General features: G+C 40.9%; 25 protein-coding genes. All 25 read right to left on the reverse strand.

All coding sequences use genetic code 11. From position 1 onward, the window contains the following. Positions 1 to 108 precede the first annotated feature (108 nt). Positions 109 to 561, reverse strand: coding sequence for a S1 domain-containing RNA-binding protein (locus ACXAHI_RS20380; RefSeq protein ID WP_270182896.1), 453 nt, complete (start codon positions 559 to 561; stop codon positions 109 to 111). Positions 562 to 636: 75 nt separating this feature from the next. Continuing rightward, positions 637 to 1,020, reverse strand: a complete 384-nt coding sequence (locus tag ACXAHI_RS20385; RefSeq protein ID WP_270182897.1) for an FtsB family cell division protein — start codon at positions 1,018 to 1,020, stop codon at positions 637 to 639. A 12-nt stretch (positions 1,021 to 1,032) separates the two neighbouring features. Continuing rightward, a complete protein-coding gene (yabQ, locus tag ACXAHI_RS20390) occupies positions 1,033 to 1,623 on the reverse strand; it encodes a spore cortex biosynthesis protein YabQ (RefSeq protein ID WP_442865234.1) in 591 nt (196 codons plus the stop codon). Then, positions 1,620 to 1,928, reverse strand: a complete 309-nt coding sequence (gene yabP, locus ACXAHI_RS20395; protein ID WP_224885451.1) for a sporulation protein YabP — start codon at positions 1,926 to 1,928, stop codon at positions 1,620 to 1,622. Before yabP ends, yabQ begins: the two co-directional genes overlap by 4 nt. A 127-nt stretch (positions 1,929 to 2,055) precedes the next feature. Then, complete coding sequence (locus tag ACXAHI_RS20400; RefSeq protein ID WP_270182898.1) at positions 2,056 to 2,316, reverse strand: RNA-binding S4 domain-containing protein; 261 nt, start codon at positions 2,314 to 2,316, stop codon at positions 2,056 to 2,058. A 13-nt stretch (positions 2,317 to 2,329) separates the two neighbouring features. Continuing rightward, a complete protein-coding gene (yabN, locus tag ACXAHI_RS20405) occupies positions 2,330 to 3,790 on the reverse strand; it encodes a bifunctional methyltransferase/pyrophosphohydrolase YabN (RefSeq protein ID WP_474850873.1) in 1,461 nt (486 codons plus the stop codon). Positions 3,791 to 3,794: 4 nt separating this feature from the next. Further along, complete coding sequence (locus tag ACXAHI_RS20410; protein WP_474850875.1) at positions 3,795 to 5,378, reverse strand: putative polysaccharide biosynthesis protein; 1,584 nt, start codon at positions 5,376 to 5,378, stop codon at positions 3,795 to 3,797. Positions 5,379 to 5,479: 101 nt separating this feature from the next. After that, the gene (spoVT, locus tag ACXAHI_RS20415) at positions 5,480 to 6,010 is read right to left on the reverse strand and encodes a stage V sporulation protein T (protein ID WP_270182901.1); all 531 of its coding nucleotides are present in this window, start codon (positions 6,008 to 6,010) and stop codon (positions 5,480 to 5,482) included. Between the two features lie 145 nt (positions 6,011 to 6,155). Further along, entirely contained in the window at positions 6,156 to 9,689 is a 3,534-nt protein-coding gene (gene mfd, locus ACXAHI_RS20420) for a transcription-repair coupling factor (RefSeq protein WP_474850878.1), read from the reverse strand. Between the two features lie 86 nt (positions 9,690 to 9,775). Further along, a complete protein-coding gene (locus ACXAHI_RS20425; protein ID WP_474850880.1) occupies positions 9,776 to 10,006 on the reverse strand; it encodes an anti-sigma-F factor Fin in 231 nt (76 codons plus the stop codon). A gap of 57 nt (positions 10,007 to 10,063) precedes the next feature. Then, complete coding sequence (gene pth / locus ACXAHI_RS20430; RefSeq protein ID WP_474850882.1) at positions 10,064 to 10,621, reverse strand: aminoacyl-tRNA hydrolase; 558 nt, start codon at positions 10,619 to 10,621, stop codon at positions 10,064 to 10,066. A 123-nt stretch (positions 10,622 to 10,744) separates the two neighbouring features. Continuing rightward, positions 10,745 to 11,398, reverse strand: a complete 654-nt coding sequence (locus ACXAHI_RS20435; protein WP_474850884.1) for a 50S ribosomal protein L25/general stress protein Ctc — start codon at positions 11,396 to 11,398, stop codon at positions 10,745 to 10,747. A 92-nt stretch (positions 11,399 to 11,490) separates the two neighbouring features. Next, complete coding sequence (locus ACXAHI_RS20440) at positions 11,491 to 12,441, reverse strand: ribose-phosphate diphosphokinase (protein WP_270182906.1); 951 nt, start codon at positions 12,439 to 12,441, stop codon at positions 11,491 to 11,493. 95 nt (positions 12,442 to 12,536) lie between these two features. Further along, positions 12,537 to 13,904, reverse strand: a complete 1,368-nt coding sequence (gene glmU / locus ACXAHI_RS20445) for a bifunctional UDP-N-acetylglucosamine diphosphorylase/glucosamine-1-phosphate N-acetyltransferase GlmU (protein WP_474850886.1) — start codon at positions 13,902 to 13,904, stop codon at positions 12,537 to 12,539. 207 nt (positions 13,905 to 14,111) lie between these two features. Beyond that, a complete protein-coding gene (spoVG, locus tag ACXAHI_RS20450; RefSeq protein WP_224885464.1) occupies positions 14,112 to 14,402 on the reverse strand; it encodes a septation regulator SpoVG in 291 nt (96 codons plus the stop codon). Between the two features lie 139 nt (positions 14,403 to 14,541). Next, positions 14,542 to 14,916 carry a RidA family protein gene (locus tag ACXAHI_RS20455; protein WP_474850888.1) on the reverse strand — a complete coding sequence of 125 codons (375 nt, stop codon included), beginning with the start codon at positions 14,914 to 14,916 and terminating at the stop codon, positions 14,542 to 14,544. Beyond that, positions 14,913 to 15,767: a pur operon repressor gene (purR, locus tag ACXAHI_RS20460; RefSeq protein ID WP_474850890.1), complete on the reverse strand. Its 855-nt coding sequence runs from the start codon at positions 15,765 to 15,767 to the stop codon at positions 14,913 to 14,915. The genes ACXAHI_RS20455 and purR overlap by 4 nt, the downstream gene beginning before the upstream one ends. Positions 15,768 to 15,826: 59 nt before the next feature. Continuing rightward, complete coding sequence (gene ispE / locus ACXAHI_RS20465; protein WP_474850892.1) at positions 15,827 to 16,693, reverse strand: 4-(cytidine 5'-diphospho)-2-C-methyl-D-erythritol kinase; 867 nt, start codon at positions 16,691 to 16,693, stop codon at positions 15,827 to 15,829. A 521-nt stretch (positions 16,694 to 17,214) separates the two neighbouring features. Further along, positions 17,215 to 17,397 carry a small, acid-soluble spore protein, alpha/beta type gene (locus ACXAHI_RS20470; protein ID WP_224885480.1) on the reverse strand — a complete coding sequence of 61 codons (183 nt, stop codon included), beginning with the start codon at positions 17,395 to 17,397 and terminating at the stop codon, positions 17,215 to 17,217. A gap of 145 nt (positions 17,398 to 17,542) precedes the next feature. Further along, on the reverse strand, positions 17,543 to 17,800 hold the full coding sequence (gene veg / locus ACXAHI_RS20475; protein ID WP_270182910.1) for a biofilm formation stimulator Veg: 258 nt from the start codon (positions 17,798 to 17,800) through the stop codon (positions 17,543 to 17,545). A gap of 214 nt (positions 17,801 to 18,014) precedes the next feature. Continuing rightward, the gene (yabG, locus tag ACXAHI_RS20480) at positions 18,015 to 18,893 is read right to left on the reverse strand and encodes a sporulation peptidase YabG (protein WP_474850894.1); all 879 of its coding nucleotides are present in this window, start codon (positions 18,891 to 18,893) and stop codon (positions 18,015 to 18,017) included. A 151-nt stretch (positions 18,894 to 19,044) separates the two neighbouring features. After that, the gene (gene rsmA / locus ACXAHI_RS20485) at positions 19,045 to 19,923 is read right to left on the reverse strand and encodes a 16S rRNA (adenine(1518)-N(6)/adenine(1519)-N(6))-dimethyltransferase RsmA (protein ID WP_474850896.1); all 879 of its coding nucleotides are present in this window, start codon (positions 19,921 to 19,923) and stop codon (positions 19,045 to 19,047) included. Next, positions 19,920 to 20,477 carry a ribonuclease M5 gene (gene rnmV / locus ACXAHI_RS20490; protein WP_474850898.1) on the reverse strand — a complete coding sequence of 186 codons (558 nt, stop codon included), beginning with the start codon at positions 20,475 to 20,477 and terminating at the stop codon, positions 19,920 to 19,922. The genes rsmA and rnmV overlap by 4 nt, the downstream gene beginning before the upstream one ends. A gap of 146 nt (positions 20,478 to 20,623) precedes the next feature. Beyond that, entirely contained in the window at positions 20,624 to 21,862 is a 1,239-nt protein-coding gene (locus ACXAHI_RS20495; protein ID WP_474850900.1) for a ubiquitin-like domain-containing protein, read from the reverse strand. Positions 21,863 to 22,071: 209 nt separating this feature from the next. Then, positions 22,072 to 22,842, reverse strand: coding sequence for a TatD family hydrolase (locus ACXAHI_RS20500; RefSeq protein ID WP_474850903.1), 771 nt, complete (start codon positions 22,840 to 22,842; stop codon positions 22,072 to 22,074). Positions 22,843 to 22,853: the final 11 nt, after the last annotated feature.

Here is a 22,853-nt window from a genome sequence, read left to right on the forward strand (position 1 = left end):
AGAAAGTATGTGTCAACTAGTTTTTTAAATATCTTTTGTATAAAAAAACAAACGTGCCATTGCACGTCTGTTTAGGTTGTTACACATATATTTAGTAGACAACAAGGTCTAGCCGCGTCGAGCTCCACGCCCACCTCGTTTAGACTCAGTTTGTTTTTTCAAGGTTGAAAGGCGATCTTCGCTGTCTTTAAGGAATTTACTCATCTTATCCTCAAACGATTCTACCTGCGGGCGTCCGCCACCGCGTGGCTTTCCTTTGAAACCACCGCCGCCGGGTCTTCCTCCACCAGGTCTGCCACTACTACGTGGACGCTCTGATACAGGTCGATCTTTTGCCTTCTTGATCGATAATCCAATCTTACCGTCGTTTTCAACTTGAATTACCTTAACTTCAACCTGGTCACCTACTGATAGAAAATCATTGATATCTTTGACATAATTGTCTGCGACTTCACTGATGTGAACGAGACCTGTCTTTCCATCTGGCAGCTCAACAAATGCGCCAAAATTAGTAATACCTGTTACCTTTCCCTGTAGCTTGCTGCCTACTTCGATTGCCATTTTAAAAAAAGCTCCTCCTTAAAATCTTTAAAAGATCAGTCGTATTTTAATTATACCTCTTTCCAAAACAACGTGTCAATTTGATGAAGAAGGAAGCTTGAATATTGTCTCGCCGGGTTTTGACATCGAATAATCTCTTCTTGCCAATTCACCTATATAATCCAGATTATTGAGTTTTTTAATCTCTTCCTTCAAATATTTTTCTTGTTGTTCGAGTTTAACTAATTCTTCTTCTGCCTGCTTTTGCTGTATTTGTTTTTCCTTGATCGTTGCAGCTTGTGAAGTGAATACGGAGATAAATAAAATAGTTAGGACTAAAGCAGGTACCGCGAATGCTATAAGGCGGCGAATAAGACCTCTACGTCTACGCTCTTTGACTTTATCTTGTAGCTGTTTTTCCTTATGATAATCCGAGTGTACCTCTGTTACTTTAGGCTTCCGCTTATTCGCAGTAACCAAGCTCTTCCCTCCTCACTTTCTGAATTTCATTAACCAGTTTTTTATGTAGTTCTTTATTGTATCGGCAATTCCTGCTGTTTTTATTAGCCTAGCTCGAATTGACCGAGGAATCAATTTCCATAACAACAAAAAACTCCACTTAACCGGTACCCAAAAGAGCTTGATAATAAACCAAAAAATGGTTGTAATCATACTAATTAACATCATACATAAGCTCAATAGAAGTTTCAATATAAACAATACTGGGCGATAGACGAGATTCGTAAATAAAGACTTAACGACATTAGCGACGTTCACCGTTATAATAATCATTCGTTCTAATGAGTTGCGGTATAGCTGTTGAAATAATGCACGGTATGCTGCGTACCCACACAATAACGCTAAAAACACATATAATCGCAACGTTCCTTCGTTCACTATAAACAATACATAAAAGGTCAATAATCCTTGCAGCAGCCAAAAAACAACATCATTGAGATAAAGCCATAGACTTTTACTCTTCCTTGGATGAAGAAAACGGCTATAGGTATCCATGGCTATTCCCAGCCACACCCCCATAGCCACCATGGCAACCATTGTATAGAATTGAACGGTGAGTGTCATTTGAATAACTTGCTAAAGAACCCTTTAGCTTTATCCCCTTCATGGTGATCCAGGTAGCTGAGATCAAAGATCTTGCCTTCAATCGAAACACGCCCTTGCTCAACATTGAGATTTTTCATCTTGAGGTGCTGCCCTCTAATCGCAAGAAATCCCATCGAAGTTTCGAGAAGAAATTCCTCATTATCAAAACTATCTACATGCTTAACCCCCGTGATTTCAAGTGATTTACGGGCTTTCATGACAAGATCATGATCAGGTGTACTCGCTGAATTTTCGTAAGAGCCATACTCATAGTAATTGTCCATCGCTCTCCCCCTCTTCTCGATACATTACTATGAGTAGAAAAGATGTTTTAGAACAAGCTGTATCTCTCTGAACATGACAGTACTACTCTCATTTTTGGACAATAAAAAAAAGGCCGTTCTCGACCTTTTATTCCCCTGCAGCTTCTTCTTTTAAAATCGTGAACATGTTTCCTGCTTCGTCTTTCTTTGTCGTCTCTTTCAATTCATCTACTCGAGCAGTTACCTTTTTATGTCCAAACGAAATAACAAGCTCATCTCCAGGTTTTACATTCGTTCCAGCTTTTGCTTTGTTTCCGTTCACTTCAATTCTGCCTTTGTCACAGATTTCTTTTGCGATCGAACGACGTTTGATCAATCTAGATACTTTTAGAAATTTATCTAATCTCATCGTTATCTCCCCTTTATTTAATTCCTTTGGTTTTGGCTTCTTCCCAATAATGATCAAGCACCTCAAGCGCTAAATCTTCAATCTTCTCGTTCTTTTCTTGTACACACTTCTCAATATATTGAAATCGTTTTTCAAATTTATGATTCGTACGATGTACGGCTACTTCGGGATCTACTTTAAAAAATCGTGCGAGGTTTACTATGGCAAAAAGCAAATCGCCAAGTTCTTCTTCACGCAATTCGTGCGTTTGATGAGTCACCGCATCATGAAACTCGTCTAACTCCTCTTTGACCTTGTCCCAAATCGGTTCAGCTTCATCCCAGTCAAAACCAACTTTTGCTGCAGCCTTCTGAAGTTCTGAAGCTCGCATTAAGCCTGTGAGACCTTTTGTTATTCCATCTAACTTTGAAGGCGTGGATCCTTTTTCTTGTGCCTTCACGCTGTTCCAAAGACCTGCAACTTCTTCTGCAGTGTGAGCTTTTTCTTCACCAAACACGTGAGGGTGTCTTCTGATAAGCTTTTCATTTAGATAATAAATAACATCATCAACTGAGAACATTCCCTCATCTTCACCGATTTGAGCATGCAGCATAACTTGCAGCAGTACATCTCCTAGTTCTTCAGCTAAATGATCGACATCTCCAGAATCGATTGCTTCAATCACTTCATACGATTCTTCTAATAAGTATTTCTTTAGTGACTCATGCGTTTGCTTTTTATCCCACGGACATCCTTCAGGACCACGTAATGTTGCAACGACTTGTCGCAACCATGAAAAATCACGATACAACAGTGCTTCTTGTTGCACAGGCGGTATATAAACGGCTGTTAAATTATTCACTTCCACTGTTCGATCGAGTTCAAACAAAGGAACAGAGGTCACCTTCTCTTCCTTACTACCTGCAGCTTGGAGTACAGTTACCTCGTAGTCGTCGGGAAGTAATTCCATCAAGGTTAACTTCACGTTTGATGCTGTAAATTGATCATAGACTTGAACAAAGATTAAGTGATTCCTCACCTGTACTTCATCTCGAGAGAAACGCGTTGCATCCAGGATTTGGCACCCCTCGATCGGATCGATGCGCACGGCAGTGAACAATGCATCAAGAAAGCTTTGCCCTCCCGCAACTTCTACATCGATTCCTTGGGCCTCACTTTCATTCAATAATAACTGTACAGTCGCTTCAGCCATCATCGGATGACCAGGCACTGCATATACGAGTGAACTCTTTTTAGCTTCAGCCCACAGGTTATCTACTATCGTACGGTACGTTTCTTCAAAGGAGTCATTTCCTTCATATATTTGATCGAAGCCATGTATTTCTAACCCTTCATTCATCAGTTCCTGAATGACTGGATGATCTAACGTTCTTGCGTAGACTCTTTCAGATGATTGTAACGTACGGTAGCTTCCAATCGAAAGCTGATCGAAATCACCAGCACCTGTGCCTATGATTGTAATCTTATTATTCATACCTTTAGGCTCCTTTACTGAATTTCTGTTGTAGAGAAATGAGCTTTTCTCCCTTTGGGAACTGTAGTAATTCTGCTTTTGTAAACACTCGATTCCAAATAACAGTAAGACTTAAAACGATCACTCCGATCATCGCCCCAGATAGTGCAGTAATGCTTGAAAGTAGTCGGGAGTCACTAGAAGGAATAATGAAACACAGCAAACCTACTGCACTGCTCATCACTGCAAGAGCAAAAAGGAACCGCCAAAAGCGAAACGCATATGTCTCTAATCCAACTTGAGCATGCACCGTTCTAGTTGCTAAAGCTGCAACTACAAAAAAGCCTAATACACTTGATAGTGCAGCACCATTTATCCCGATTATAGGAACGAGAACAATATTCCCTAACCCTTTTATCATCACACCAATAATCGTATACCTAGCAGCTAATCGTTCTTGACCGAGCCCCTGCAGAATGCCTGCTGCAGTCATGGCAATCGCACCGAATAAGATGGCACCTGTTAAAATGCTTAATGTCACCGAGAGCGAATCATCTTTAAATAACATCGTGTTTGTTTCTCTCATGATAAGCGCAAGGCCAACTGATGCAGATGCACCTGTTACGAAGCTGATTTTTAGTGCAAGGCCTGTTTTCTCCCTAATCAGCTGAAGGTTTTCTTGAGAAACAGCTTTTACGATAATAGGGACGATCGATAAAGAAAGTGACGTTGCTAAAACGGTTCCTACTTGAATCAGCGGCTGTCCTCTATCGAATATTCCTTTCGTTTCTTTTGCATGATAAGCACTCAACCCGTATTCTCCTAAAGCGGGAACGATCGTTAATGCATCCATTAATTGAAAAAGGACCATGATCAATACGCTAACACAAATCAATGTACCTTCTGATAAGAGTCTGCGGCCAACGTAGACTAGTTGAGCAAATTTGATCGATACCGATTTTCTATTCGGTTGTTTTAGCCTGAGTACTACAAGAAGGAAAAGCGCTGATAATCCTCCGATTAAAGAGCCTATAGCGGCACCTGTCCCAGTAGCATACGCATTATAACCATTCATCACTAACGTAATGGAGATCACAAGAATGGCTGCTACTCTGACGGATTGCTCTGTTACTTGAGACCAAGCTGTCGGCAGTACATTTTCATTGCCTTGAAAATATCCCCTAATCGATGCGATTCCTGGCATCAATAGAAAGGAAAACGAAGTCGCTTTAAGAGGAACGGTAAGGTCACTGTCTCCCATTAATCCTGCTAGTAAAGGCGCACCATAGAAAAGAGAGATAAACCCTAGCCCTCCAAACACGACTAGTGTAATAAAGCTGTACCTAGTGATTTCTTCTGCTTTCTCATACTCGTTATTGGCTACCTTCTCTGACACGAGCTTAGACACGATGACCGGAAATCCATATGTAGCTAGAATAATCGTAATCGAATAAAAGGGATATATTTGCTGGTAGACGTAAAAACCAATGTCACCTGCAATATTTTGATAAGGAATTCGATACCCGACGCTCAACACCTTCATAAAGAGTGCTACAGCAGTTAACAAAAAAGCGCCGTGCCAAAAACCTTTTACACTACTTGTATTCATATTCACCGCCATGCTTACAACTTCTTAATATGTACGAATTATATCATACGATCATCTTTTTCAAATAAAAAATGGAGGCTGCACGGCCTCCATAGCTTGTCCTATTGCTCCATCTGCCTGGCCAAAAAGCCAGCTGCAGTTTCTGCGAGCTTTTGTTCTAATTCTGTGACTTGCTCTGCTTCTTTCGCTAGTAGAATAACTGATCCGATCGGGTCCCCATTCGCAATGATCGGAGCGATAACGTGTCCAGTGTCATTGGGAACACTGTCAATAAGCTCTGCACTAGCAGGATTCAAAAGACATTTACGTTCATTCATAGACTTTTCTACAGTGCTCCCAATGCTCTTGTTCAAGTATTCTTTCTTTGGACCACCTGCAGCCGCAATGTACACGTCTCGATCTGAGATCAACGCAATATGTCCAGAGTGCTCTGCCAGGGATTCAGCGTATTCTCTTGCAAAATCACCGAGCTCACTAATCGGAGAGTATTTCTTTAAAATAACTTCTCCTTCACGATCCACAAAGATTTCTAATGGATCTCCTTCCCTTATTCTTAAGGTTCTGCGAATTTCTTTTGGTATGACAACACGACCTAAGTCATCAATACGACGAACGATACCTGTTGCTTTCATCTAAGTTGCCTCGCTTTCTAGAAATGTAAGTTTCTTCAACCATTGATGATTAGCTGATCTACAATATCTTTCCATTAGTATCTTTTCGTCTATTGAGTTCTATTCATAAAACTGTCAAATTTATGTTGTTCACCCAAAATCGCCTTTATTTCGCGTTCATCGGCTGCTTCATCGCTTTTTTAATTTTCTTTAGTACTTGTTCAACGAGCTGAAGATGAGGTTTGGTTTCAAGACCCCTACCTTTAACTGTGATCGAGACTTTATTGCCGTCTGCACCTAGGGCTAATTTATTTCCATATTCATTGGCCACTTCAAAAATCGTTTCTCCCCCGATCGCATCACGTGCAGATTCATGGAAAAGAAGCTTGATATCTTTTTTACTTCGACTAATCTTTTCAACCTTCAATTCTTTCGCCATTTCCTTCAGTCGAGAAATTTGGAACAAGTAATCCACTTCTTCTGGGAAATCACCAAATCGATCCATCATCTCATCCTGAAGGTCCATGATGTCTTTTAACGAATCAATTGAACGGAAGCGTTTATACATATCGATCTTTTGCTTTTCGTCACTAATGTACGTACCTGGAATATACGCATCGACTTCAACATCGATTTCGACCGTGAACTCAGGTTCTTTCGGCTTCTCACCTTTTCGCTCTTCAATGGCATCCTTAAGCATTTGAGAATACAGGTCAAAACCTACCGAGTCGATAAATCCGTGCTGCTCAGCTCCAAGTAAATTTCCCGCACCTCTGATGGAAAGATCTCGCATCGCAATTTTAAATCCTGAACCTAATTCAGTGAATTCCTTAATCGCTTGCAATCTTTTCTCTGCAACTTCTGTAAGGACTTTGTCACGCTGATACGTGATATATGCGTAAGCCACTCGATTCGATCGCCCTACACGCCCTCTTAATTGGTAAAGCTGTGAAAGTCCCATTTTATCTCCGTCATACACGATAAGCGTGTTTACGTTCGGGATGTCTACACCCGTTTCGATAATCGTTGTGCTTACAAGCACATCATAGTTTCCATCAAGGAAATCAATCATGACTGATTCGAGCTCGTTTTCACCCATCTGCCCGTGTGCGAACGTAACTCTCGCTTCTGGTACGAGCGTTTGGATTTGGTCTGCCATATACTCGATCGACTCGACGCGATTATATAGGAAGTAAACCTGGCCTCCACGCGCAAGTTCTCTCTCAATCGCTTCTCTCACTAACGTTCCACTATGTTCAACCACATACGTTTGGACTGGGAAACGATTTTCTGGAGGAGTTTCAATGACAGAAAGATCTCGCACTCCAAGCATCGACATGTGAAGCGTTCGCGGAATAGGAGTAGCAGTTAATGTAAGAACATCAACATTTGCTTTAAGTTTCTTGATCTTCTCTTTATGTGTGACGCCAAATCGCTGTTCTTCATCCACAATCAGCAATCCTAATTGACTATAGGTAACATCCTTCGAGAGCAAACGATGCGTCCCGATTACAATATCGACCGTTCCGTTCTTCAAACCTTTTAACGTTTCATTTTGCTCTTTTCTTGAACGGAAGCGACTTAGTAACCCTATATTAATAGGGTGGTCAGCAAAACGCTCTCGTATCGTTTCAAAATGCTGCTGCGCAAGAATTGTGGTAGGAACGAGTAAAGCAACCTGTTTTCCATCCATAATTGCTTTAAATGCCGCACGAATACTCACTTCCGTTTTTCCATACCCTACGTCACCACATAGGAGACGGTCCATCGGACGAGACTTTTCCATATCTTCTTTAATTTCCTGGATCGCTCTTAGTTGATCATCAGTTTCTTGGTATGGGAAGGCAGCTTCAAATTCCTTCTGCTCAAGCGTGTCTTTTTCAAAGCTATGACCGACACTTGCTTCACGTTCCGCGTATAACTTGATCAAATCATCTGCAATATCTTCAACAGATGATTGTACTTTTCGCTTAACTTTCTTCCATTCCGTTCCGCCTAACTTATATAACTTAGGCTCTTTTCCTTCAGACCCCACATATTTTTGAACCTGGTCGATCTGATCTACCGGTACGTATAAATTGTCATTCCCTGCATAGCTAACATAGAGGTAGTCCTTGTGGATTCCTCCCACTTCAAGTGTTTTTATGCCAAGGTATTTTCCGATACCATGGTTTACGTGAACAATATAGTCACCGACTTTTAACTCGGAATAACTCTTAATCCGTTCAGCATTGGACATCTTTTGTGAGCGACGCGGCTTTTTAGACTGCTTAGTAAACACTTCTGCTTCTGTTAAGACAGCAAGCTTTTGCATTGGAAGCTCAAAGCCTCCATTAAGACTGCCGATCAACATTTGCGGTTTATTATGTGAGATCGGTGAATCTTGTTCTACCACCATCGCGTCAATATCATAATCCTCTAACACACGTTCTAAGCGTTTACGCCGCTCTTCGGTAGCTGCAAGAAAAACAATGGCCATCCCACTTTTCTTCCAGCGCTCGATTTCACTCGTTAACACCTTCATCTGTCCATGGAAATTCTGCATCGCTTTACAAGAAACATTGATGATGTTTTGAGGGTTCGTATAAGGAACATGCCTCAAAAAGATCGATAAGTATAGAGTAACGTGTTCAGGTTGAGTAAATAACGCATCATAAGACCTCGATAACGAAACAGAAGAAACGATTTCTCCTTGTTTTAACAAAGCAGTTTGCCACTCAGCTTCTTCTTTGTCCAGTTCTGAAGACATTTCTTGTATACGGCTGACTTCATCAAAAACGACCAGTCCATCATCCGGTAAATAATCTAGTAAACTGGCTGGTTGATTGTAGTAAAAGTCCATGTACTTAATGATGCCTTGAAAGTTTTGCATGTTTTTTAACTGATCAATTTCATATGTGATGTTTTGATGCATCGCTTCCTTGGCCTTCTGGTCTTTTACCTTTTTCAGTGAAGCCTGTAGTTCTTTCTGCAGTCGTTCTGCCCCTTTTTCGAATTGTTCAGGATACAGCACGACTTCTTCTGCAGGACCGATCGTAATTTGTTCTGTTTTATTAGCAGAACGCTGCGATTCAATATCAAAGAACCGTATCGAATCTACTTCAGTATCGAAAAGTTCAATACGAATTGGATTGTTCTCTGTTAATGGATAGACGTCGATGATACCACCACGCACGCTAAATTCGCCTGGAGAAGATACCATTGGTACCCTGTCATATCCAAGCGATACAAATCTATTGAGCGTTTCATCTAAAGGGATGTCATCTCCAACCTTAAACGTAACCTGGCTTTTCTCCCATATGTCTTTTGGGGGCAAATAGCGACGAACACCAGATATTGGTGCGATTACGATTCCTTTCTTATTCTCAATCCAATAATTTAAGGCTTCCATTCTCTGACCTCTAAGCTCTGGACTAGCGATCGCAATTTCTGAAGAGATCAGTTCATTTACCGGGTATAAGTAGACTTCATCCGCCGGAACCAGTTCACTCATATCCTCATATAGTTTTTGAGCTTGAAACAAGTTATGGGTAATGATGAGCTGGGGACGTTTTGTTTCGTGGTAAAGGGAAGCCATCAAAAGCATTCGTGCAGAACCAGATAAGCCTGCTACGAGCTGCTCTTTGAGTCCTTCTTTCACACCGGAAAAAATAGACTGAAACTCATCACCTTTACTAAAATATTCTCTTAGGCCTAACATCGTTTGCTTATTCTCCCCTCTCATTCTTAAAAGCAGTGAATCTCTTTTAAGAACGCAAAAATGCTTTGGTTTCCGCCCAAAGCCTCTTATTGAATAAATGTGTCTAATTCATGGTAAGATGGTGTTCTTTCCATCGCTTCATGACAATCCTCGCAGATCGTCTTCACCGTAATTGTACCATCCTGTTTATATTCAAGCATCGATTGCCGCTCTTCTTGTGTAAGCTGATGAAAGCCCAATCCTTCTGCTGAACAATCGTTTTGATTCAAGGTACCAACCTGCACGTCACAATGGCGACATACATAATGAATAGTCATCGTTTTTCCTCCCTGTCATTACCTAATTTTAGTATTGACGGGAGAAAGAACGGATATTCAAGCGTTGTATTGATTCATCACTTCCGGGAAGGACTCAGTTGTCCAAGCTTCGCAAGCTTTTACTGTTCGCTCAATTGCTTCTTCAATTAGTGGTTGTTCTTCTTTTGAAAATGGTTTTAGCACATAGTCGATAACAGAGTCTCTACCAGAACGATCAATTCCAATTCTCACTCTCTTAAATTCTTGGGTGTGAACGTGAGCGATGATTGATTTCATCCCGTTATGGCCACCAGCGCTTCCCTTCTGACGAAGTCTCACTTTACCAGTCGGTAGATCGAGGTCGTCATAAATGACAAGAAGGTCATCCACCTCAATATTAAAGTATTCCATCAAGGGTCTAACCGATTCACCGGATAGATTCATATAAGTTTGCGGCTTGAGTAAAAAGACCGTCTCTCCATTCACCATACCTTTTCCATATAGCCCATTAAACTTTTTTTGGTCGACGGAGATGCCGAGCTCCTTTGAAAGTTCATCTATCGCCATAAACCCAACGTTGTGGCGTGTGTTATTAAATTTTTTACCAGGATTTCCGAGGCCTACTATAAGTTTCAACTGTTAACGTCCTACCTTTCGTTACTTTTCTTCTATCGTATCAAAAAAACCATTCAATATTCATCGATCGAAGAAATTAATTCTGTAAAAAAGACGTAACCGACCAGGTTACGTCTTTGCTGTTTATTCTGTTTTCGTTGTTTCATCGTCTGTTTCTTCAACTTCGTCAGCAGGTGGCTCTTCTGCCACTTCATCTGCTTCTTCTTCATCTTCAACAGGTTCTTTCGTTGGAGGAACGACAGATGCAATCGGTTCTTCTCCATCAACCACAATTTCGTATTTACTACTTGTCGGAAGATCACTGATGAGAACAGCGTCTCCTACATTCAATTCTGTAATATCAACATCGATACTATCTGGGAAATCATTAGGTTTTGCTTTTACTGTGATTTCATGAAGCATTTGCTGTACAACGCCACCGTCTTTGTCGCCTTGTGCAGTTCCTTTTAAGTGAACAGGAACTTCAGCTTCAACTTCTTTATCAAGGTCTACTGAATAGAAATCTACGTGCAAGATTTGGTTTTTCAGAGGATCTACCTGTAAGTCATACACCATTACAGGATATTTTCCCTGTCCTTCAAAATCAAGCTCAATCACACCGTTCTTACCTACATCACGGTAGACTTTGACAAATTCAAGAGCATCGACTGACACCGGTGCGCTTGAACGATCCTTGCCGTATAGTACCGCCGGAAGACCTTCCTTCTCTTCACGTAGTACTCTTAATTCGCTTCTCTTTGTTGTATTACGATCTAATGCTTTTAATGTTGCTGCCATTTGGAAATCACCTTCCTGAATAGGTTTTATGTCTTCTATATGAATACCCTTATCCAGTAAGTAATAAACCTTGTATTTAAATCTTATTTTTCTTAATCGAAGAGTTTGCTGACAGAAAGCTGCTCATGAACACGGATAATTGCTTCACCTAGAAGAGGAGCAACGGATAGTTGAGTGATCTTATCGATTTGCTTTTCTTCGTGTAGCGGGATCGTATTCGTTACAGCTAATTCTTTAATCTTAGAATTATCGATCCTTTCGATTGCCGGTCCAGATAGAACAGGGTGTGTACAACAAGCATATACTTCTTTTGCACCGTTCTCTACGAGGGCATTTGCTGCTAGCGTAATCGTACCTGCAGTATCGATGATGTCGTCGATAATGATCGCAGTTTTGCCTTCAATATTTCCGACGATGTTCATCACTTCCGCCACATTTGGACGCGGGCGACGCTTATCGATGATTGCGATTGGTGCCTTTAGACGTTCTGCAAGTTTACGAGCTCTTGTTACACCACCGTGATCCGGAGAAACGACTACGATATCATCTAAATCTTTCTCCTCGAAATGTTTAGCAAGTGTTGGTACACCGAGTAGTTGATCGACAGGAATATCAAAGAATCCCTGGATTTGAGACGCATGAAGATCGAGCGTGATCAAACGGGAAACACCTGCTACTTCGAGCAAGTTAGCCATCAACTTAGCCGTTATAGGCTCTCTTGATCTTGCCTTACGGTCCTGACGTGCATAGCCGTAATACGGAATCACGACATTGATGGTTTTTGCAGAAGCACGCTTCAAAGCATCAACCATAATAAGAAGTTCCATGATGTTTTCGTTTACAGGTGAACATGTTGACTGAATAACATACACGTCACAACCACGAATACTTTCTTCAATATTAATCTGAATCTCACCGTCGCTAAAACGAACTACCGAACACTTTCCCATATGAACACCAATATGTTCAACAATTTCCTCCGCAAGGTCAGGATTCGAGTTTAAACTAAACACTTTCAAGTTTGGATCTAAATAATTAGCCATTGGCCGTTACCCCTCCATTATTTAATAAGAAAAGTACAAACGCTCAGGTGACAGAGCGCTGATTCGCACTACGTTGCTTTCTTATTGTTTCAAAATTACTTTTCGGTTGATTTCGAAGCATAGTCTTCTTTATTTGTTTGACGAGAACGCGCAATTGACAAGGCTTGTTCAGGCACATCATCTGTGATGGTTGAGCCTGCTGCTACAAAAGCTCCTTTACCTACATTAACAGGTGCAATGAGATTTACATTACAGCCAATAAACGCTCCATCTTCTACTTTTGTGAGGTATTTATTCTTACCATCGTAATTTACGGTGATTGAACCACAGCCGAGGTTCACATCTTTACCGATCTCAGCGTCGCCGATATAGCTGAGGTGAGAGGCTTTACTTCCTTCTCCCATTACTGACTTCTTCACTTCTACGAAATTCCCGATCTTTACGCCATCGTGAATTTGAGAAGAAGGACGCACGTGAGCAAAAGGTCCAATTGTAACTTCTGAGCCTACTTCGCTATTATGAACGACAGATTGCTTCACTACACTCTTACTACCGATTTTACTATCTTTAATTTCACTGTTCGGACCAATAGCAGACTCTTCACCGATAACAACTTCTCCATTAATAGTCGTACCAGGATAAATTACAGTGTCTTGTCCGATAACCGCTTCAGGGGAAATATACGTTGCATCTGGATCGATAAGAGTAACTCCATTACGCATATGTTTCTCATTAATACGCTTTTTCATAGCTTGTTCTGCACGAGAAAGAGCTACACGGTCATTAACTCCCATGGTTTCATTGAAATCTGCCGTTTGATAAGCAGCTACAATTTCTCCTTTTTGCTGAAGAATTTCAACGACATCTGGTAAGTAGTACTCACCTTGTGAATTTTCATTATTCACTAACTGCAACGTCTCAAAGAGTGTTTTATTATCAAAGCAGTATGTACCTGTGTTAATTTCAGTTACTGTTTGTTCTGCTTCGTTTGCATCTTTTTGTTCGACGATACGCTGAACGCTTCCATGATCATCACGGATAATACGGCCATAACCAAACGGGTTATCTGCTTTTGCAGTAAGAATCGTAGCTTTAGCATTTTGCTCTTCGTGATATGAAAGAAGTGAATCCATCGTTTCTTTCGTAATCAAAGGGGTGTCACCACATACAACTAGCGTTACTCCATCCTTATCAGAAAGGATATCTTTAGCTTGCATAACCGCATGAGCTGTACCAAGCTGTTCTTCCTGAAGAACATACTCAGATCGCTTCCCTAGCTGTTCACTTACCATTTCAGCTCCGTGCCCAACAACAGTCACAACATTTTCTAGCTCAAGCGCATTAAGTTGGTCGACGACATGTTCTACCATCGGCTTTCCACAAACAGGGTGAAGGACTTTGTATAGCTTTGACTTCATACGTGTACCTTGACCTGCTGCCAATACCACTGCGTATCTATTCATGTATATGGAACCTCCATTGTATCCTTTTTTTCCACTATGACTATATCTTAAAAACCCCTTATTTTCAAGGAAGTTCCCTAAATAACAAGCATTTTACATTTCAAATGAACTAATCGTCAATTTCTTGAAACAACTCTTCCATATTAATGTAGAGACCGATTTCTTTGCACATAAAAAAACCCGGTCGATTGACCGGGCTTTCACCTATTAAGAAGCACCTGCTTCTTCATATGCGGATTCCATTTCTCCAACACGATGATATTCAGCTAGGACAGCTGATTGAATTTTTTCCCTTGTATTCGAGGAAATCGGATGAGCGATATCGCGAAATTCTCCATCTGGAGTTCTTTTGCTTGGCATCGCTACAAACATGCCGTTATTTCCATCAATCACACGAATATCATGAACAACAAATTCATGATCCATAGTGATGGAAGCGATTGCGCGCATGCGTCCTTCCGTATTCACACGACGTAGGCGAACATCTGTAATTTCCACCTGATAGTACACCACCTTTTTCCATTAGTTAGAGCATATATGCAATATTCAACTTATTTACAAAAATCCCTTCTTCAAAAAATAAAAAATGTTATAAAAATTTATATAGATATAAAAAAACACCCAAAAATTGAGTGTTTTATCGAACGAGAGCGATGACTTCCATTTCTACTAATGCGTCTTTTGGTAATCGAGCTACTTCTACGCACGATCTAGCCGGCTTATGTTCTGAGAAATACTCCCCATATACCTCATTGATAGAGCCAAACTGATTCATATCTTTTATAAAGACCGTCGTTTTCACTACGTCTTCTAATGAAGAGCCAGCAGCTTCAAGAACCGCTTTAACGTTAGCAAATACTTGATTCGTCTGTTCTTCGATACCTTCACCAACCATGGTTCCATCTGGCTTCAACGGGATTTGACCTGAACTATAAAATAAATTGTTAACGATGATTCCTTGAGAATATGGTCCAATTGCTTCTGGTGCTTCTTGCGTAAACACGTTCTTCATTCGGTTTCCACTCCTTGTGTTGAATTCTCGAGAAAATCTCTGTAGTTCCCTGGAGCTACTTGAATGGTTCGCTGTTTCATATCGACTCCACCGAGATTCATCATCGATACATATTCTTCAACTAACCTTTCTTCTCCTTCACCTTCTGCTTCAACGAGAACACCGATTCCCGCTACTTCAGCCTGAAATTCTTCAAGAAGATTCACCATTCCTTGAATGGTTCCACCTACTTTCATGAAATCATCAACGATTAACACATTTGCCCCCGGCTGTAGGCTTCTTCTCGCTAAAGCCATCGTTTGAATTCGTTTCGAAGACCCTGAGACATAATTAATGCTCACAGTAGAACCTTCCGTTACTCTACTGTCTCGACGAACGATCACGACTGGTACGTTCAAATGACTCGCAACTGCGTATGCGAGCGGAATCCCTTTTGTAGCTACCGTCATAACCACATCGATGTCTCGATCCGCAAAGACAGAAGCAAACAAGCGCCCTACCTGATTCATCATTTCTGGATTTCCAAGAATGTCTGTTAAATATAAATATCCACCAGGCAATAACCGTTCTGGACTTTCTAAAAACTCACAGAGTTCAGAAACGACTTTATCTGCTTCGGGACGACTAATCAATGGGATGTACCGCACTCCCCCTGCTGCGCCAGGGACTGTTAGCAGTGAGCCCACACCTTGTTGCTCAAAGTTTTCTTTGATGATTACAAGATCCTCACTAATGGAGGATTTAGCTGCTCCATATCGTTCAGAGAAATTTGTTAATGATACTAACCGATGCGGATGCTCAAGTAGGTACCTTGTCATGTCCACCAGTCGAGAACTTCGCTTCATCTTCATAGAAGAACCTCCAAAATCCGAATAATTAACAATAATATACCATTAACATACGGATTTTATCAAGGGTTCTTCTCACCGAGCAGCCTAACAGCATAAACCTGATCACAAAATCCTCTTAATCCGTTATAAATTCTTTGCATGCGCGATTCATGTCTCGTTAATCCAAACACAGTTGGGCCGCTACCACTCATCAAGACACCATCAGCACCAAGCTGTTCCATCTTTTCTTTAATCTGACGGACTTCAGGATGAAGTTCGAGTGTAACATCCTCTAGTACATTGCCGAGCTTGGCACATATCGAATCGTAATCCTTTGATTCTACTGCACTTATCATCCCTTTAATATCAGGGTGAACCATATTGGATGTGTTTAGCCTCTTATACACATCAGCAGTTGAAACTCCGATTGAAGGCTTCGCAAGAACGACCCAGCATGGCGGGGGTGCGTCGATCGGTGTAATGATCTCCCCTCTTCCTCTCGCAACTGCTGTGCCACCATATACGCAAAACGCAACATCAGAACCTATTTCTGACCCAAGCTCTGCAAGTTCATCATAACTAAGGCCTAACTCCCAAAACTCATTCAATCCACGAAGAGTCGCAGCAGCGTCACTGCTCCCACCTGCCAATCCTGCAGCAACTGGAATTTGTTTATCGATCTTAATCGATATCCCTTTCTTGATCGAAAAGCGTTCTTTCAATAATGCAGCTGCTTGATAAGCTAAATTTCTCTTATCATCTGGAACGAAGCCACTGGTTGACTCAAGAACAATGCTATTGTACCTTAGCTCGGAAAGCTCCAAGCGATCAGCTAGATCTACATCCGTCATCACCATCTCAACTTCATGAAAACCATCAGATCGTTTATACAACACATCAAGCGCCAAATTGATTTTCGCCGGTGCCTTCACACTTAATTTCTTCATCTCGTTCACCTTCATTTTAGTTCTACCGTTCGACAATTTTATTTCTCCGAATAATTGTAACACAACCGAAAAGCGGAAACGAGCGCTTAGAAACGGAGATATTGGAACTCTTGAAATAGAACACGCTCTTTGTGTTCTGTTGAAAGAGTGAAATATCGCAGTTTCTGCGAGTTGTATTCGAAATGCGGAAGTGGCCGTTTAGGTCCGACAAGCGCTGGAGACTTACAAATTGAACACGTTCTTTGTGTTCGAATTGTAAGTTGAAGCGATCGAGGACCTGGCCACTGCAGCTGGACACCAGAAAAGCGGAAACGAGCGCTTAGAAATGTAGATATTGGAACTCTTGAAATAGAACACGTTTTTTGTGTTCTGTTGAAAGAGTGAAATATCGGAATTTCTGCGAGTTGCAGCTGGACACCAGAAAAGCGGAAGTGGCCGTCTAGACTCGACAAGCGCTGGAGGCATCTCTCAACCCCAAACAAAAAACCCCGGCATTAAGCCGGGGTCCCTCGTCACAGGGTTCAGTGTTTTTGTTGGTTTGCAAGCTGTTCTTGTGCCATTTCAATAGCACGCTTCACGATGTTACCTGCATCGCGAGCTTTGATTCCTCCCCAACCTTCTTTCTGAACCGTATCATAAAATCCAAGCTCTTTCGCAATTTCTTCCTTCAAATGGTCTGACATGATTCCTTTATGTCTGCCCATGCGAATTCAGCTCCTTTCAATCCTGTGACACTCTTAGTGTTAGAATCGAAAGAAGTTGCTATCCCCTTAATATGTATCCAATAATGGGAAGCATTGCAACAAGTAGCTCGTTAAAAAAGCAAAAAAAGCAGTTAGACCGATCGCCTTAACCGCTTACTGCTGCTTGTTCTTCGTTAAATGTTAACTGTACTGTTTCAGTCAGTACGTCCGTGTAGCTGTAAGAGACACGTTCAAACGCATTTGTGTCCTGGTCTAGCTTAACAATGAACACTGCCGGGTAGGTTTCTTCAAGGATGCCTGAACGTTGAATTGTCTTCCTGCGACCTCCGTTTGCCTTCAAGGTCAACCGTTTGCCAACTTGGGATTGTAACGTCTGTTTGATCTCTACGATCGTTTTTGCCATAGGAACATCCACCTCACTTAGACAAATTATAACATCTTTTGCGCCGTTTTGTCAAATAAAACTTAAATTATAACAACCAATTAAAAACTATGTCAATTGTTATTTATCAAAGATGTGTAAATTTAGTCTTTGCAAGTTTGTCGAAAAATATGTGAATGCGCTTAAAAATCTTCAAATACGCGATTGAAGGATGGTGAGATCACCATCCTTCATCCTATTCTGAATATTCCTCGTGGTCTTTCATCGGCATACCAGTTCTAAGAATCCCCTTTGTTTCTACTCCCCCAAGACCATCTTCTCCCGTTAGTGTATTCCGAAGAGCATCCCACACATTAACGTGATCAGTGAAGGAGGTTAATGCAATTTTTGAAACGATAAACACCGGATCCAACATGTGAATGTTAATTCTTGAAGGAGAACTCGCAAAATTTGCACCAGCGCGAATTAACGATTCGAAATGTGATTGACAGGCTCCTGCAAAAATAACTAAGTGATCAAGGTTTGGAAAAACACTTCTCACTTCTTTTACAGCACGAACAAAATATCGCGAATTCCGATAGGATTGTAAGTCTTTTTTCTCACCCTTATGTTTACTATATGCATCATGACCTGTGATCACGAGAATATCTGGCCTGACGTTGTTTACGAGCTTGATGATTTTCTCAGGAATTTCACTTTCCTTCATATAAATACCATAGACGGGCACACCTAACCGCTTATACATTTCTAGGCATTTATTTAAATATAATGCATCGCCATCTATATGAAGGATTTTCCCTGGTATTTCGAAAAAACTTGTTTCCTTCTTAAAGTGGTTTGTAGCGGTATATTCTCTCTTCATTCGTAAAAGTTGATAATCTTGACGAAACAATCGAATAGAATAGTCCTCCTTTTCCTTTATTTGCTCTTGTCTCGACTTGTGCTCCTTCGTATCGATCAGCACAAGATCATCAACTGGTGAATCAGCGATCAATCTCATATCTTCTCCTACAAGCTCAACAATCTGAGTTGATTCATTCACCTTAGTGATCCTAAAAATTAAATCACAGCCATATGAACGCCTGGCTACGATATCTCCTTCTTTCATTGTCATTGTCTTCCCCCCAGGCCGCTTTACCTCTTTGCTTAAAGCATCACTCTTTTTTTACTATATGAAAGCTCAGTAAAAAGATGAACTCGTAGGAAAAGCTTGAAACAGGCAATTTCTAAATGGACATTAAAAAAGACACTTCATTTGAAGTGTCTTAACTTTCTAATCGACGATAAAAAGCGTTACTAAGCTTTGCAAACTCTTCCATAGAGAGCGTTTCACCACGTCGACTGCCTTCTATATCAGTTTCTTTTAAAACTTCTTCAATCATTGGCTTTTTATCTTTACTTAATAAATTATTTTGCAGATTATTCATTAGCGTCTTTCTTCTTTGTCCAAAGCTTGCACGAATCACTTCAAAAAAGTACTTTTCACTAAGCAAATCTACCGGCGGCTCTTTCCTTAACTCTAAGTGTAAAACCGCAGAGTCTACGTTAGGCTTTGGAACAAAGACTGTACTAGGTACGGTAAGTGCCGTCTTAGCTTCAGCATAGTACTGTACAGCTAAAGAAAGTGAGCCATAGTTCTTTGAACCTGGTTTGGCGGCTATACGCTCAGCTACTTCTTTCTGTATCATCACGACGATGCCACGTACAGGTAGTTTCTCTTCTAGAAGTTTCATTAATATAGGTGTCGTCACATAATAAGGAAGGTTTGCAACTACCATTAAATCTTGCCCGCTCTCAAACTCCTCTTCGATCACTTTGTGTACATCAGCTTCTAGAACATCAGCATGACGTATGGTGACATTCGGGTATGGAGATAGCGTATCCGCGAGAATCGGTAGTAACCTTTGATCAATTTCAAACGCGACTACTTTATTTGCTTGCTTAGCCAACTTCTCTGTTAACGCACCAATCCCAGGGCCAATTTCAATTGCGCCAGATCCAGCCGTAAGGTTTGCCTGATTAACGATCTTTGTAAGGACGTTCGAATCGATCAGAAAGTTTTGGCCTAAACTTTTCTTAAATGTAAAACCGTACTTTTCTAATATTGCTTTCGTTCTCACAGGTGTTGATATTTCTTTATTCATTCTTGTTCCTCCTGTAATACTTCTTCAAATGCGAGTATAAATTCTTCTTTTGAAATCTGAAACATCTGTAGTCTTTTATAGAGCTGCTTTCCATTCATATAGCCCATTTGTAGCTTTTCACCTAGCGCCTGCCTTCTCGCCTTAGCGTATGGACCAACGACGAGACCAGCGTCGATTAAATCTTCCCATTCGATCAATATCTCTGGTGCCTCAAACTCTTCTCTTACCGTGAGGATTGCATCACGAATCGCTTCGGATGAGGCGTGTTCAATACCAACCTTTTTTCCATTTGAAGATATAGCATACTTTTTGTTTAAAAAGGCATGCTTACAGGATGGAAGCCTTTGACTAATAATTTGTCTTATACGAGTGCCCGGATAGTCGGGATCTGTAAAAATAATAACCCCTCTTTTTTTCGCAGCAAGTTCAATCCTCTTAAGCGTTTCTTCGCTTATCTCAGAACCATTCGTCTCTAATGTATCAGCATCAACCGCTCGTTTAATAGCTAGTGAATCATTCTTTCCTTCTACTATAATGATTTCTTTAACTTTCACAATACGTCCTCCAGAAATGAAACCTTTTCGATTCCTAATTCGTCTATATTAATAGCTATGTCCATCAAAGTCTTTTATTTTTCATATAAAAAACACAGAGAGAGAAAAATCCCCCTCTGTGTTACTAGCATATCATAGATCTTGTCCTAATTTAGAATCGTAATTTTCACTGACTTACGTCCCCAAGCATAGGCAGCTGATTTTGAAGAGAAGAATACGTCGATCTTGTTTCCTTTGATCGCACCACCAGTATCCGCTGCAATAGCTGTACCGTATCCTTCAACGTGTACTTTTGAACCTAGAGGTATAACGCTAGGATCAACAGCTATAACTTTAGCACCTGGGTTAGACTTCAAGTTAAAACCAGTAGCCGTGATGCCTGAGCATCCAGAGCAATTCGCTGTGTAAGCAGTACTTGATACATATAAGACCTTACCACTTGAAGGTTTTGATGATGAAGTAGATTTTTTCTTCGTTGTTGAAGCGGTTGGAGCCGTCTTTTTCTTAGCTGCTGTCTGCTTGATCACCTGTGTACCAACTGCAACAACACGATCGCTACTTTTTTCTACTACTTCTGTTTTCACAAGCTCTCTCGAAACTTCTTTACCGTTCTCAAGAACCACTTCATAGTGCTTCTTTTCCTTACCATTTTTACCTGAATTGATAACCTTTTCTTTGCCCTTTTGCATTGAGCTATCATTCTTAGTAACTGTTGTAAAATCAATCGATTCTTCCACTACATCGGTGACTTTTTCTACTCTTACAACGTTGATGTCAGATCCTGATTTAAGCTTAGTCTCCTTACCTGGCTCAACGCGGTCGAGTTCTCCGAGTTCAATATTCTGCTGTTCTAAAAAGTCAGCGACCGTAGTCGAAGTGGTCCAAACATCCGTTTGTTTCCCGCCGTCATTGACATTTACTTGGAATGCTTCAGTAATTGAAATCTCCATGTCTTTCTTAAGTTCACTACCCATCGAAACTGATAGCTGGTCATGTTCACTTAAGTTGATCTTCTCTTCAGCTAGTAATTCCTTAACTGTATCTTTCGTAGTCCAAACACGTTCTTCTTTACCGTTCACCTTTATCGTAACTTCCATCGCAGGTTTCCAGATGATTCGATTCCCTCTAGTTAACTCAGCTGAAAGGTCACGGTTGACATAATCGTATTCTCCAACATCAACTTCTTGTTCTTTTAACACATCTCCAACCGTATTAGCATGCGTCTTAACTAGCTTCTCTTCCCCATCTAGGACAAGTGTTACTGAAGCTTTTGTAGTTTCAAACACGATAAAGCCGGAGACTAAACCTAGCACAACCACGCTCAATAGCGCCATAAAAATTTTCTTTCCGGTATTAGCGGAAAAACTTTGCATCTTGGTTTTCATCGTTTTAGAGTCCTCCTAGAACCGTCTTTGTTTCATAAAGAAAAGCTTCATTCATTCTCACACAAGTCCCGCACTTTGCAAGTTTAATAGATTTGACGCTATGTTCCTCGCAAAATGAGGGGGAAATCATAAAGAAATAGGTTTCACTTTTATAGGGTGAATATCTTATTTCAAAAAGCCTAACTTATCATCGATCGACAGTATCTTTTTTAACGTTGTATTCCAAATAACCGCATCGCATTGTCGAAAGTTACTTTAGCCAAGTCTTCGTATTCCATGTCCTTTAAATCAGCAACCTGTTCAGCTACTAGCTTAACGTACGATGGTTCGTTCCGTTTCCCTCTGTAAGGATGAGGGGCAAGAAATGGACAATCAGTTTCGACAAGAAGGCGTTCAAGAGGCACTTCCTTCGCTACTTCTTTTGGTAGTTTTGCGTTTTTGAATGTTACTGGACCACCTAAAGAAATATAAAAGTTCATGTCCAAGCACTCGTTTGCTTCTTCAACTGTGCCTGCGAAGCAATGCATGATGCCGCCAACTTCAGATGCATCTTCTTCTTTAAGAATATCGATAACATCCCTTGTCGCTTCACGGTTATGTATGATGATCGGTAGTTTCACTTTCTTTGCAAGTTGTATTTGCTTTCGAAAAACTTCTTTTTGAATGTCATGTGGTGACTTGTCCCAATGATAGTCAAGTCCCATCTCGCCTATGGCAACTACCTTCGGATGTTCTGCGAGCTTTTCAATCCACGCCAGGTCTTCCTCTTTCATGTCGACAGCATCTACCGGATGCCAACCTACTGCAGCGTATAGAAAGTCATACTCTTCAACAAGCTTCATCGCATTCGTTATTGTTTCATGGTCGAAACCAACGACAATCATCTTACTTACCCCAGCTTCTCGAGCGCGATCAATAACCTCTTTCTTATCTTCGGAAAATTGTTCATCGTTCAAGTGGGTGTGCGTGTCGAATAGCATGAAAAAAACTC

This window comes from Anaerobacillus sp. ABD4_527 (assembly GCF_056160805.1).